Here is a 13,135-nt window from a genome sequence, read left to right as displayed (position 1 = left end):
TGAATTGTGAACCGTCGGTCAGCTCCGCAACCAGGCCTCGAGACCGTCCGCGCTGATCGGGAGTGCTGCGGAGAGCACCTCGTGGCCGGTGGCGGTCACGAGCAGGTCGTCCTCGATGCGGACGCCGATACCGCGCAGCTCCGGCGGCACGGTGAGGTCGTTCGCGTGGAAGTAGAGGCCGGGTTCGACCGTCAGGACGGCGCCCGGCTGCAACGGCTCGTCGAGGTACCGCTCGTCGCCGATGCGGGCGCAGTCGTGCACGTCGAGTCCGAGATGGTGGCCGGTGCCGCTCGGCAGGTAGCGGCGGTGCTGCTGGCCGTTCGGCGACATCGCCTCGTCGACCGACACCTGCAGGATGCCGAGTTCGCGGAGGCTCGTGGCGATCTGCTCGTAGGCCGTGTTCCGCATGTCGATGAACGACCGGCCGGGGCCCACCTCCGACATCGCGGCGCGGTGGGCCCGCTCGACGTGGTCGTGGACCTCGCGCTGGGCCGCGGTGTAGGACCCGCTCGCCGGGAAGGTCCTCGTGACGTCGGCGGTGTACAACGAGCGGGCTTCGACACCGGCGTCCATGAGGATGAGATGCTCGGGGAGGACCGGACCGTCGCAGCGCGTCCAGTGCAGCGTGGGAGCATGCGGTCCGCTGCCGATGATCGTCGAGTACCCGACACCGTTGCCGAAGGTGCGGGCGTGGCGCTCGAAGGTCGACTGCAACCAGCGTTCTCCGCCGAACTCGATGGCGGCGGGCAGTTCGCGCACGACCGAGCGGAACCCGCCGACCGTGGCGTCCACGGCGGCGCGGAGCTGCGCGATCTCCCAGTCGTCCTTGACGAGCTTCGCGGCGGACAGGGCGATGAGGAGCGCTCGCGACGCCGCGAATCGACCGTCGACCCTGGGCTCCGGGGCGCCTGCGCGGAGCGCGTCGGCGGGTACGAGGGCGAGGGACTCGTCCAGCACCTCGAGCGAGCGGACCTCGATGCCGAGCGCCTCCGCCCACTGGGGGAGTCCGGCGGACGGGCCGATCCAGAGCTCGCCGCGCATGGCGTCGGCGTAGAACGCCTCCTCACCGGGACCGACGGGCTCGGCGAGGTACAGCGTCGCGTCGTGCCCACCGGCGGTCGGCCGCATGACGAGGACGGCGCCCTCCGCCTGACAGGAGGTGAGCCACACGAAGTCGCTGTCGGGCCGGAACGGGAACTCGGTGTCGTTCGCGCGCGTCACGGCGCGTCCCGCGGTGACCACGAGCCACCGGCCGGGGAACTGCGCGCTGACGACGTCGCGGTGACGCCCGGCGGCTGCGCCGGCACCCTCGGCGAGGTCGACGGAGCGGTCCACCGCACCCCAGCCCGTCGCGAGGTACTCGCGGAACGCGTCGTCCCGGGGGAGCGGCTGGGTGCGGGGGTCGCGGAACTGCAGGCTGTCTGGACACATGGAGATCAGTAAGCCACCCGCGGTGGACGCCGTCAAGCTGCGACGCCTGGAGCCAGCGGAACATCTCGTCGGTGTCGTCAGATCCGGCGTTTCGTCCTGTCTGACCGGCTCAGGTGATGGACGGGATGGACGGATCGTCGGCAGGTTGACACCTGTTCGGACGCCTCCGCAGAATGACGGCATGACAGGAACCGCCGACACCGGCACCAGTGCCACGCTCGATTTCAACCTCGATGCGAAGGTGTTCGACATGGTGTCGTCGTCCGCGAGCGTCGTCGACGCCGACGCACCCACGCGATTCGTCTACCACGAGACGCACGGCGTGCTGTGGGGCGAATACGTCGGCGACACCGTCTCCGTCGGACGGTTCTGCGGGGTGCGCAGCGGCGAACGCATCGACATCTCGTTCGTGCACCGCAACCGTGCCGGCGACCTGACGACGCGCGGCGAAGCGAGCTCGATCATCTCCCGCGCCGAGGACGGCTCGTTCATCCTCACCGAGGACTTCATCGGCCCGGACGGCCAGTCCCACGTCAGCGTCTGTCGGGAGATCGCCGCCGCCTGAACCGGTCAGGTTCGGCACGCCGCCGCCGGCGGGTCAGCGTCCGCGTCGCTCCGGCACCCGCTGGGCGCGCTCGTCGCTCGTTCGGACGAACCGGGTCATGCCGAAGCGCTCGCCGGAGTCCTCGACGCTCGTGCGTTCGGACCTCGTCATGCGGAGCGACACGTTCGACCGCTCCTCGTCCATGAGGAAGACGGTCGTCGTCGCCTTGATGGACGGCCACTGTGCGAGCCGGGTGGCGACCAGTTCGTGGATCGCCGCCACATCTGGGGCCCGGATCAGCATCATCGCGTCGTGCTCGCCGGTCGTGACGGCGAAGTACTCGAGCTCAGGGACCGAGGACAGGCGCGCGCGGAAGTCCGCCCACTGGCTCTGTCGCAGCGTGATGAAGACCATCGCCGCGACACCGAGCCCGACCGTGGCCGGCTCGATCTCCGCGTGGACCCCTTTCAGGACGCCGGCGCGGAGCATCGCCTCGTAGCGCGAGTAGGCGTTCGAGCGGGAGATCCCGAGCTCTTCCGCGAGTGCGGCGACCGAAGCCCGCCCGTCCTCCCGGAGCAGCTCCAACATGCGGATGTGGGTGTCGTCGAGTTGCATCGATTGCTCCAAACGTCCAGATTCAGCGGTGGTCCTGGCGGTCGATTGAGAGGATATGGCAGATTCGCCGCGAAATCGAGACAATTCTTCTTTGGTAACGGCTTGTGGATTGACGAATGATCGCGTATCGCACTACTTTCAGCTCATCCCTCCAACCAGATAAGGAGCTCCACCTTGTCACGATCCTTCAGCCGCACGAGCCGGCGCGGCATGGCGGCCCTCGGCCTCGCCCTCGCCGCCGGCCTCGCGCTCAGCGCCTGCTCCCCCTCAGGTGGCTCCGATGACAGTGCGGGCAAGTCGCTCGTCGTCGACGCGTCCTTCGACCTCAAGACCGCCGACCCGAACCGCGAGTACGAGACCACCGGCTCGATCGTCGCGAAGGCGCTCTACGAGACCCTCCTCACGTTCAAGGGCGACGACGTCACCGCCCCCGTCGACGGCCTCGCGAGCTACGAGATGAACGCCGACAACACGGTGATGACCCTCACGATGAAGGACGGCAAGAAGTTCTCCGACGGCTCCGACGTGACCGTCGACGACGCGGTGTTCTCGCTGCAGCGCGTCCAGGGCGTGAAGGGCAACCCGTCCTTCCTGCTCGACGGCGTCACGATCGAGAAGACCTCGGACACGACCCTCACGCTCACCTCGGCGACGCCGAACCCCGCCCTCCCGTTCATCCTTCCGAACCCGGCCCTCGGCGTCGTGAACAAGAAGGTCGTCGAGGAGAACGGTGGCAGCGCGACCGCCGACGACGCGGCCGAGTCGTTCCTCAACACCACCTCCGCTGGCTCCGGCCCGTACAAGCTCGAGTCCTTCGACGCCGCCTCGCAGGTCGTCTTCACGGCGAACCCCGAATACACGGGGACCAAGCCCGCGTACGAGCGCGTCGTCCTCCGCAACGTGCAGGGCCCGACCCAGAAGCTCAACGTCGAGGCCGGTGACTCGCAGGTCGCCCTCGACCTGAACCCCGACCAGGTCTCCGAGCTCGACGACTCGAAGGTGAAGATCATCGCGAACCCCTCGCGCTACATGATCTTCCTCATGCTCAACCAGGACCCCGCGATCAGCGACATCACGAGCAACCCGAAGTTCCTCGAGGCCGTCAAGCTCGGCATCGACTACGACAAGATCGTCGACCTCGCCGGCGACGGTTCCGTCCGTCCCGGTGGCTTCATCCCCTCGATCTTCAACGGTGCGCTCGACGCCGCCGACGGCAACCAGTTCGACGCCGATGCAGCGAAGGCTGCGCTCAAGGAGTCCGGTTACGCCGGCGAAGCCGTCACGCTGAACTTCCCGAACGACATCACGGTGCAGGGGCTGTCGCTCCAGAGCATCGCCGAGTCGGTCCAGGCGCAGCTGAAGTCGGTCGGCATCACCATCACGCTGGCCCCGGCTCCGGTCGCCACCGAGCTGGACGCCTACCGCGACGGCAAGGAGACCGTGGGTCTCTGGTACTGGGGCCCGGACTTCCCGGACCCGTCGAACTACCTCGCGTTCACGCCGGGCGAGCTCGTCGGCCTCCGCGCGGGCTGGCCGGCAGGCGCCGACCCGACCGTGACCGACCTCGCGAACGCGGCGCTCGCCGCGACCGACACGGACGCCCGTGCCGCCGCGTACCAGGACCTCCAGAAGGCGCAGAACGCGAGCGGACCGTTCATCCCGCTCCTGCAGCCGGCGCAGAACGTGGTCACCGCGACCACGATCACCGAGGTTCCGCTGAACCCGACGTGGACCGTCGATCTTGCCGGAATCAAGTAGCGTCGCACCGACGACGTCCAGCGCGCGAGCGGGTCTCCACCCGCTCGCGCGCTATCTCGGCATCCGGCTCGGACTCACGGTCCTCCTGATGTTCGGGGTGACGCTCGTCACCTTCACGCTGACCAACCTCGTCCCCGCGGACCCCGTGCAGGCGGCGCTCGGTGAGCAGGCCGCAGCGGATCCGACGATCGTCGCGCAGTTCCGCGAGAGCGCCGGCCTCGACAAGCCACTGCCCGTCCAGTACGTCACCTACCTCGCGAACCTGTTCCAGGGTGACCTCGGGACCTCGCAGCAGACCCGCGGCGCCGTCGCGGACGAACTCGGTCGCGCCTTCCCGGCCACGGCCGAACTGGCGCTCACCGCCATCGTCATCTCGATCATCATCGGCGTCGGTCTCGGCATGTGGGCCGCGCTGCGACGCAAGACGATCACCGACCAGGTCATCCGGGTCGTGAGCCTCATCGGCATCTCGGTGCCGTCGTTCTGGCTGGCACTCGTCGTCTACTTCGTGTTCTTCTCCCAGCTGCACTGGTTCCCGGGCTCCGGGCGACTCTCGCCCGCGGCGATCCCGCCGCCGAAGGTCACCGGGATGTACACGATCGACGCGTTGCTCGCCGGCCAGTGGTCGACCTTCGGCGACGCCGTCGCCCACCTGATCCTGCCCGCCTCGGTCCTGGCGCTCTACACGATCGGTCTGCTCACCCGGTTCGCACGGTCGGCGATCCTCGAGGTGCTCGACCTCGACTACGTGCGCGCAGCACGGGCGAAGGGCCTTCCCGGCCACGTCGTCGTGACCCGGTACGTCCTCCGCGGTGCACTCGTGCCCATCATCACCGTGCTCGGCGTCGCCTTCGGGTCGCTGCTGTCCGGGACGGTCCTCGTCGAGAAGGTGTACTCGTGGCACGGCCTCGGCGAGTACGCGTACTCCGCGGCGACCAAACTCGACCTGCCCGCGATCATGGGCGTCGGGCTCATCGTCGGCTTCGTGTACATCGGCCTGAACTTCCTGGTCGACGTGCTCTACGGCTTCATCGACCCGAGAGTGAGGGTGGCATGACCGACGTCCTCGCCGTCCAGACCAAGCGCAAGGGCCGCCTCCGCATCTCGAAGCAGCTGCGCACCCCGCTCGCCGTCGCGGGTGGTGTCATCGTGCTCTTCTGGCTGCTCGTCGCGGTGCTCGCGCCGTGGATCCGGCCGTTCGACCCGCTCGCCCAGGACTTCGACCGCCTGCAGGCCCCGAGTGCTGCCCACTGGTTCGGCACCGACCAGGTGGGCCGCGACGTCCTGTCCCGGGTCGTCAGCGGCGCGCAGGTCTCGATCCCGCTCGCCCTCATGCTCGTGATCTTCGCGATGCTCATCGGTTCGCTGCTCGGGGCGATCGCCGGCTACTTCGGCAAGGCCCTCGACGAGACCATCATGCGGATCGCGGACCTCGTGTTCGCGTTTCCGACGATCATCCTCGCGATGGTCATCGCGGCTGCGCTCGGCCCGAGCCTCACGAACGCCGTCATCGCGATGCTCATCGTGTCGTGGCCGGCGTACGCCCGAGTGACGCGTTCACTCGTCATCGGAGCCAGGGGTGCCGAGTACGTCATCGCCGGTCGTCTGCTCGGCAATGGGCCGTTCACCTCGCTCGGCAAGGACATCCTGCCGAACGTCGTGTCGCCGGTCGTCGTGCTCGCCACACTCGACGTCGGTACGGCCATCCTGCTGCTGTCGGGGCTCTCGTTCCTCGGCCTCGGTGCCGTCCCGCCGACGCCGGACTGGGGCGCGATGGTGTCCGACGGGGTGCAGAACTTCTCCTCCTGGTGGATCGCGGTCTTCCCTGGACTCGCCATCCTCACGGTGGTGCTCGCCTTCAACTTCCTCGGCGACGCCCTCCGCGACGCCCTCGACCCCCGGTCGCAGGAAGCCGTGCAGGGGCGCGCGCTGTGAGCGGCGAGCACGGAGTGACCGATCCGAAAGGACGCGACATGACCCAGTCAGCAGGCAGCAGCGGTGGCGGGATCGTCATCGAGGGGCTCACGCTCGGCTTCGGTCGCGGCGCCGCCGCCAAGCAGATCCTCCGCGGCATCGACCTCGAGGTCCCCGCCGGTCGCATCACGGGGCTGGCCGGTGAGTCGGGGTCAGGTAAGACCATGACCGGGCTCGCGATCTGCGGGCTCCTGCCGGCCGGCGCGGACCTCGGCGGCAGCATCCGATTCGACGGCACCGAACTCGTCGGGCTCAAGCAGCGCACCATGAACCGGTACCGCGGCACGGAGATCGCGATGATCTTCCAGGACCCGACCGCGAGCCTGCACCCCATGCTCACGGTCGAGGCCCAGCTCGTCGACCACTACCGGCATCACACGGGAGCCTCGAAGGCGGCCGCCCACGCGCGGGCGCTGGAGATGCTCGGCCTCGTCGCCGTCCCGAACCCGGAGGCGGCGCTGCGCAAGTACCCGCACCAGTTCTCGGGCGGGCAGCTGCAGCGCATCGCGATCGCATCGGCGCTCATGTGCGAGCCCTCGGTGCTCATCGCCGACGAACCGACGACAGCCCTCGACGTCACGGTCCAGGCCGGCATCCTCCGCCTGCTGCGGAAGCTGTGCGACGAGCTCGGGATCGCGATCATCCTCGTCACCCACGACCTCGGAGTGATGTCGGCGCTCGCCGACACGATCGCGGTCATGCGGCTCGGCGAGATCGTCGAGCACGGCAGCCGGTACCAGGTCATCACCGATCCGCAGCACGAGTACACCAAGGCGCTCATCGACGCGCTGCCCGACACGGGAACGGAGGCGGCGTCATGACGCTGCTGCACCTCGACGACGTCCACGTGACGTACAAGCTGCCCGGTCGCGGCACGCTGAACGCGGTCGACGGCGTGACCTTCGACCTCGAGCCGCGACAGGTGCTCGGCCTGGTGGGGGAGTCGGGCTGCGGCAAGTCGACCCTCGCGCGAGCGGTCTGCGGGCTGGAACCGACCTCGGGTGGCGCGATCACGTTCAACGGGACGCCGATCGGCAAGCTGGGTCTCCGGAAGCGCGCACCGGAGCTGCTGCGGATCCAGATGGTCTTCCAGAACCCGTACGCCTCGCTGAACCCGCGCCGCACGGTCGGGAGTCAGATCGAGGACGGCCTCCGGGTCAACCCGGTGCGCGACGCGTGGGACGTCGGTCAGCTGCTCGAGCACGTCGAACTCGACGCCGCCAGCCGCACCCGCTACCCGCACCAGTTCTCGGGCGGCCAGCGGCAGCGCATCGCGATCGCCCGGGCCATCGCGGCGGGCCCCGAGCTGCTCATCGGTGACGAGCCGATCGCGTCGCTCGACGCCTCCCTGCAGGCACGGGTGGCGAAGCTCATGCGGAAGCTCGCGGTCGAGACCGGCGCGGCGCTCCTGTTCATCAGCCACGACCTGTCCGTCGTGCGGGTCATCGCGGACGACGTGGCGGTCATGAGCGCCGGTCGCATCGTCGAGCACGGTCCGGTCGACCGCGTCTGGTCCGACCCACAGGACGCCTACACGCAGCGGCTCCTCGCGGCGATCCCGGTCGTCGACGGACTCGGCACCCTCCCCGGCGCCTAGCCGGACCCCTGCTCCGTCCCTGTCTCAGGAGCGTCTCGGCGTGTCGGGTCCCCCGTGCTCGACACGCCGAGGCGTTCCTGAGTCAGGGAACCGGTCAGCGGAGGGTCGGCGGGCCGACCGGGCCGGGGGAGTCGTCGATGAACGGGCGGTCGATCGTCTCCCGGACGAGCAGTTCGAGGAGGCGGAACGCGCCGACCGCCGCGAGCTGGACGAGGAGGAGCGGCCCGAGGAGCGCACCGGCGTACGGCAACCAGACGAGGAGTCTCCGTTCCTCCCGCCAGCACACGGCGAGGACCGCGGGTGCCATCGCGAGGCCGAGCCACCCGGGCGTCGGAGCGCCGAGCACGGGCGTGACGAGTCCGATCGTCGCGACCCAGACGGCCAGGACCCCGAGGACCGACTGCCCGATCAGTACGGCGGCGATGCCTGGAGCGTGCCTGACGTATCGCTCGACCGACACGACCGCCCACATGAGCCAGGCCCGGAGGAGCGGCACCCGCTGCTGGCGGAGGCCGACGCGGAACTGTCGGTCGTCCTCGAACCGCTGCTCGAGTGCCTGGTCCGGCGGGAGCCCGAGCGCGAGGAGTGCCCGGTGGTCGTGCACGACGGCCGGCGCGGACTGTCGGCCGTAGCTGCCGATGAAGCTCCAGAGGACGCCCGGGACGGACGCGAGGTCGGTCCATCCCTCCGTGCGGTCGCCGTCGTGCCCGCCGTCGGACGCCGGTGCCCACACGACGGGACCGTCAGGTGCGTGCTCCTGGAACCCGATCCGCCGTTCGAGCCGGAACCGGCGTCCGGTCGGGGGGATCTGCGCCAGATCGATCCGCTGCAGCGGCTGCTCATCGTCGTCGAGGTAGGGCATGCGGACATCCTCCCGCAGCCCACCGTCAGGTGTGAGTCCCCTGGATGTCGGCTCGTGACCTTGCTCACGAGTTTCCCGCGTCGTAGCGTGGCGTTCCGTTGCCGTTCAACCGAGTCTGGTCAGATGGTCAAACAGCTGCGATGCGGTTCGGAGAGCATCGCTCGAACGAGAGTTGTCACGTGAGTCTTCGCACGGCCGAGTACCCGAGGCCCGATCACTTCCTGCTCCATGTGAGCGACACGCACCTCCTCGCCGGCGGGGGGAGCCTCTACGACAGCGTCGACAGCGAGACGCATCTGCGTCACCTGTTCGCCGAGTTCGAGGCGTCCGGCGGTCGGCCCGAAGCGATCGTCTTCACGGGCGACCTCGCCGACAAGGGCGAACCCGACGCGTACGACCGCATCCGCTCCATCGTCGAGCCGGTCGCCGAGCGCCTCGGATCACAGATCATCTGGGTGATGGGCAACCACGACGACCGCCAGGCGTTCCGGGCCGGGCTGTTCGGTGAGGTGCCGACCACCCGCCCGGTCGACCGCGTCTACGACGTCAACGGCCTCCGCGTCATCACCCTCGACTCGAGCGTGCCCGGTCACCACCACGGTGAGGTGTCGGACGAGCAGCTCGACTGGCTCGCCGAGGAACTCTCGACGAAGGCGCCCCACGGCACGATCCTCGCGATGCACCACCCGCCCGTCCCGAGCGTGCTCGACCTCGCCGTGAGCGTCGAGCTGCGCGATCAGGCGAAGCTCGCCGAAGTGCTCGAGGGATCCGACGTCCGGAGCATCATCGCCGGTCACCTGCACTACTCGTCGACCGCGACCTTCGCGGGCATCCCGGTGTCGGTCGCCTCGGCCACGTGCTACACGCAGGACCTCAACGTGCCCGTCGGCGGGACGCGTGGTCGCGACGGCGCGCGGGCGTTCAACCTCGTCCACGTCTACGGCAAGACGGTCCTGCACTCGGTGGTGCCGCTGGGTGAGACCCCGCCGCTGCATTACATCGACGCCGAGGAGAGTGCGCGCCTGCTCGCTCGCGACGGCATCGAGCTGCCCGTGTCCGACACGGTGCCCGTGCAGCCGGAGCCGCCGCTGACGATGCCGATCGGCGTCCTCGTCTAGGGCGGCACCTCCCCGCTCCCTGAACTTCCCTCCGGTCCCTGAGCTTCCCCCGGTCCCTGAACTTCCCCCGGTTCCCTGAGCCTGTCGAAGGGCTGCACGTTCTCCGGTCCCTGAGCTTGTCGAAGGGCTGCACGTTCTCCGGTCCCTGAGCCTGTCGAAGGGCCGCAGCCCGGCGGGTCCGCCGTTCCGGGAGCCTCCCCAGACCGACGCACCTATCGTGTACGGATGACCTCCCCAGAAGCACCCCGCACCGCACTCGTCGTCGGCGCCAGCGGCATCACCGGTTCCGCGATCGTGTCGCAGCTCCTCGAGGACGGTGGCTGGCGGATCCTCGCCCTCGCTCGCCGAGCGCCGGCGGCCCACCCGCAGGTCGAGCACGTCGCGGCCGACCTCCGGGACGCGGACGACCTCGCGCGCGCCCTCGGCGGCACCGGCGTCACCCACGTGTTCTTCACCGCCTGGTCACGTCAGGAAACCGAGGCCGAGAACATCCGGGTCAACGGCGGCATGGTCCGCGACCTGCTGGCAGCCCTCTCCGCCGAGCCCGTTCAGCACGTCGCCCTGGTCACCGGCCTGAAGCACTACCTCGGCCCGTTCGAGGCCTATGCGGCGGGCGAGATGCCCGACACCCCGTTCCACGAGGACGAGGACCGACTCGACACGCCCAACTTCTACTACGAGCAGGAGGACGAGCTCTTCGCCGCGGCTGCGCGAGCAGGGTTCACCTGGTCGGTACACCGCTCCCACACCGTGATCGGACATGCGGTCGGCAATGCGATGAACATGGCGTCCACGCTCGCGGTGCAGGCGGCGCTCTGCAAGCGGCTCGACCGACCGTTCGTGTTCCCCGGTTCCGAGACCCAGTGGAACGGCCTCACCGACATGACCGACGCCGGACTCCTCGCCGAGCAGATGCTCTGGGCTGCGACCTCACCGGCCGGTGCGGACGAGGCGTTCAACATCGTCAACGGCGACGTCTTCCGCTGGCGCTGGATGTGGCCGCGACTGGCTGCGCACCTCGGCGTCGAGCCGGAGGGTTTCGACACCGAGCCGCGTCCGCTCGAGCAGCAGATGGCGGGCGTCGAGGGCACCTGGGCCGAGCTGGCGGCCGAACACGGTCTCGCCGAGGCCGATCTCTCCCGCGTGGCGTCGTGGTGGCACACCGACGGCGACCTCGGCCGGGACATCGAAGTCGTCACCGACATGAGCAAGAGCCGACTCGCCGGCTTCACCGGCTACCGGCGGACGCTGGACGCCTTCACCGCGATCTTCGACCGCCTCCGCGCAGAGCGCATCGTCCCCTGACCGGCCCGCCGGTCCCTGAGCACCCGTCCGGTCCCTGAGCTTGTCGAAGGGCGGCACTTCGACAAGCTCAGTGACCGGGTTCGGCTCAGTGACCGATTCCGCTCCCTGAGCACCCATCCCGGTCCCTGAGCCTGTCGAAGGGCGGCGACCGTCCCGGTCCCTGAGCCTGTCGAAGGGCGGTCAGCTGAGCTTGGCGGGCTCGATCTCGAGCGCGTTCGGCACGGCGGCCTCGCGCTCCCACGGGGCCGGGAACGGGAAGTACCGCTCGAGGAAGTCGATCACGGCGGTGGTGCGCTGCTCCACCGAGATCTCCGGCCGGCTGCCGTCGTTCAGGCAGAACATGTCCTGGTCGCGTCGCTTGAGGAGTCGCTCCATCTGCCCGAGCGACTGCTTGAGCGTCGTCTCGATGTAGCGGACCTTCGCCTGGGTCTGCTGCACCGCGCGACCCGTCATGAGGCCGTAGTAGTGGTAGAAGGAGTTCGTCACCGAGATGTTGTCGGCCGCGCGGAAGGCGCTGTGGGAGGTCGCGCGGAACTCCTCCGCGAACTCCTGCTCCATCTCCGCCATGATGCTCCGGCGGAGGGGCGCGGCGCAGTGCTCGAGGTGACGGGTGGTGACGCGTCCGAAGCGCTCGTGCAGGAGCCGACGGTTCACGCGGGCCGCGTTCTCGAAGCCGCTGCGCGAGGGGTCGTTCGCCCCGAGGCCGATGCGGGTGGTCGCCTCCACGAACTTGCTGATGCCGCCCGGTGAGAAGAACAGTTCGGGACTGATCGGTCGTCCGAGGAACATGTCGTCGTTGGAGTAGAGGAAGTGCTCCGACAGCCCCTCGATGCGGTGGAGCTGGCTCTCGACGGCCATGGAGTTGTGCGTCGGCAGGGCGTCGAGGTCGCCGAAGAACTCCTCGCTGCGAACGATGGTGACCTTCGGGTGCTCCGCCAGCCATTCGGGCGCGGGGGAGTCGGTCGCGATGAAGATGCGTCGGATCCAGGGGGCGAAGGTGTGCACGCTGCGGAGGGCGTACTTGAGCTCGTTGATCTGGCGGAAGCGGGCGTCGGAGTCGTCGCCGTCGCCGACGACGTAGCTCTGCATCCGCTTGGCGCGGGCGCGCTGGAACTCCTCGGAGGAGCCGTCCACCCACGAGAAGACGAGGTCGATGTCGAAGGTGACGTCGCTCGCGAGCGCGCCGAACATGTGCTCGAGCGTCCGCCAGCTGCGGCCGTATCGTTCGACGGTCGTCTCGACGGCCTCCGTCCGTGGCATGTACGTCCGCATGAGGACGTTCTCCACGGGAGCGGTGATCTCCTCGTCGCCGAAGCGCCAGAGTTCGAGCTGCAGGGCGGTCTCCATGCCGTAGCGGAGGCGGCCGAGCGGTTCGATGCGCGGCCGGTACAGCCGGAACACCTCGGCCTTGCGGGCGCCGGTGAGCAGGCCGTCGGAGAGGAGGTGAGGATCGCCGGCCGGCTTCACCGTCGACATGCGCGCTTTGAGCGGCACGCTGTAGAAGGGCTCGTCGGCGAACGCCTCCGCGAGTGCGGTCTGCAGGCGCTTGCGCAGGGAGCGGTCGACGACGATGACGGGGCGGTCGTGCTCGCCCCGGATGAGGAGGTACTCGATCTCGGCCGCGTCGAGCACGTCGGCGACGGCGAGCAGGTCCTCCACCATCGACTGCTGTGGGGTCAGGTGACCGTTGATGAGGGTGTAGACGCCCTTGCGCTGCACCACGTCGGGGCGGTCGAATCGCTGCGATCGGGAGCCGCCGGTCACGAGGACGAGCTCAGGGGAGGTGGTGAACGGGAGTTCCGGCGGAATCGGGTCCTTCGCGGTACTGGTGAAGGCCGTCGGTGCCTGAGTGCCGACGGTTGGCCGCTGGTCGTCGAGTTCGTTCGTGATCGTGTCCGCCTCTGGTCTGCTGGGGAGTGGGTTCATCGTTA

The 13,135-nt window shown here is 69.1% G+C and carries 12 protein-coding genes; 8 read left to right on the top strand and 4 right to left on the bottom strand.

All coding sequences use genetic code 11. The annotated features are described in order from the left end of the window. Positions 1 to 18: 18 nt before the first annotated feature. The gene (locus tag GV015_RS02935; protein ID WP_079704284.1) at positions 19 to 1,431 is read right to left on the bottom strand and encodes an aminopeptidase P family protein; all 1,413 of its coding nucleotides are present in this window, start codon (positions 1,429 to 1,431) and stop codon (positions 19 to 21) included. 181 nt (positions 1,432 to 1,612) lie between these two features. Between GV015_RS02935 and GV015_RS02930 the strand changes: the two genes are divergently transcribed. Then, positions 1,613 to 1,996, top strand: coding sequence for a hypothetical protein (locus GV015_RS02930; RefSeq protein ID WP_201299337.1), 384 nt, complete (start codon positions 1,613 to 1,615; stop codon positions 1,994 to 1,996). A gap of 33 nt (positions 1,997 to 2,029) precedes the next feature. On the opposite strand, the gene GV015_RS02925 is transcribed toward GV015_RS02930, so the two are convergent. After that, complete coding sequence (locus GV015_RS02925) at positions 2,030 to 2,590, bottom strand: Lrp/AsnC family transcriptional regulator (RefSeq protein ID WP_079003723.1); 561 nt, start codon at positions 2,588 to 2,590, stop codon at positions 2,030 to 2,032. A 174-nt stretch (positions 2,591 to 2,764) separates the two neighbouring features. On the opposite strand from GV015_RS02925, the gene GV015_RS02920 reads away from it, so the two are divergent. The 5 genes from GV015_RS02920 to GV015_RS02900 are packed head-to-tail and all read left to right on the top strand — an operon-like array spanning position 2,765 to position 7,919. After that, positions 2,765 to 4,348 carry an ABC transporter substrate-binding protein gene (locus GV015_RS02920; protein WP_197977346.1) on the top strand — a complete coding sequence of 528 codons (1,584 nt, stop codon included), beginning with the start codon at positions 2,765 to 2,767 and terminating at the stop codon, positions 4,346 to 4,348. Continuing rightward, positions 4,332 to 5,405: an ABC transporter permease gene (locus GV015_RS02915; protein WP_236555308.1), complete on the top strand. Its 1,074-nt coding sequence runs from the start codon at positions 4,332 to 4,334 to the stop codon at positions 5,403 to 5,405. The genes GV015_RS02920 and GV015_RS02915 overlap by 17 nt, the downstream gene beginning before the upstream one ends. After that, the gene (locus GV015_RS02910; protein ID WP_079704282.1) at positions 5,402 to 6,283 is read left to right on the top strand and encodes an ABC transporter permease; all 882 of its coding nucleotides are present in this window, start codon (positions 5,402 to 5,404) and stop codon (positions 6,281 to 6,283) included. The genes GV015_RS02915 and GV015_RS02910 overlap by 4 nt, the downstream gene beginning before the upstream one ends. 38 nt (positions 6,284 to 6,321) lie before the next feature. Then, the gene (locus GV015_RS02905; RefSeq protein WP_159876468.1) at positions 6,322 to 7,143 is read left to right on the top strand and encodes an ABC transporter ATP-binding protein; all 822 of its coding nucleotides are present in this window, start codon (positions 6,322 to 6,324) and stop codon (positions 7,141 to 7,143) included. Next, positions 7,140 to 7,919 (top strand): ABC transporter ATP-binding protein, encoded by a 780-nt coding sequence (locus GV015_RS02900; protein ID WP_159876466.1) that lies wholly within the window; start codon positions 7,140 to 7,142, stop codon positions 7,917 to 7,919. The genes GV015_RS02905 and GV015_RS02900 overlap by 4 nt, the downstream gene beginning before the upstream one ends. Before the next feature lie 94 nt (positions 7,920 to 8,013). Here the strand turns inward: GV015_RS02900 and GV015_RS02895 are convergent, their stop codons facing one another. Further along, positions 8,014 to 8,781 (bottom strand): DUF1353 domain-containing protein, encoded by a 768-nt coding sequence (locus tag GV015_RS02895; RefSeq protein ID WP_159876464.1) that lies wholly within the window; start codon positions 8,779 to 8,781, stop codon positions 8,014 to 8,016. A 179-nt stretch (positions 8,782 to 8,960) separates the two neighbouring features. Between GV015_RS02895 and GV015_RS02890 the strand changes: the two genes are divergently transcribed. Further along, positions 8,961 to 9,899: a phosphodiesterase gene (locus tag GV015_RS02890; protein WP_229939153.1), complete on the top strand. Its 939-nt coding sequence runs from the start codon at positions 8,961 to 8,963 to the stop codon at positions 9,897 to 9,899. 225 nt (positions 9,900 to 10,124) lie between these two features. Then, a complete protein-coding gene (locus GV015_RS02885) occupies positions 10,125 to 11,204 on the top strand; it encodes an SDR family oxidoreductase (protein ID WP_159876462.1) in 1,080 nt (359 codons plus the stop codon). A 180-nt stretch (positions 11,205 to 11,384) separates the two neighbouring features. Here the strand turns inward: GV015_RS02885 and GV015_RS02880 are convergent, their stop codons facing one another. Next, positions 11,385 to 13,130: a stealth family protein gene (locus GV015_RS02880; RefSeq protein ID WP_159876460.1), complete on the bottom strand. Its 1,746-nt coding sequence runs from the start codon at positions 13,128 to 13,130 to the stop codon at positions 11,385 to 11,387. Between the last annotated feature and the right edge of the window lie 5 nt (positions 13,131 to 13,135).

It is taken from the genome of Plantibacter sp. T3, assembly GCF_902506515.1.
Lineage (GTDB): Bacteria > Actinomycetota > Actinomycetes > Actinomycetales > Microbacteriaceae > Plantibacter > Plantibacter auratus.
This window is presented reverse-complemented; position numbering and strand designations above follow the sequence as displayed.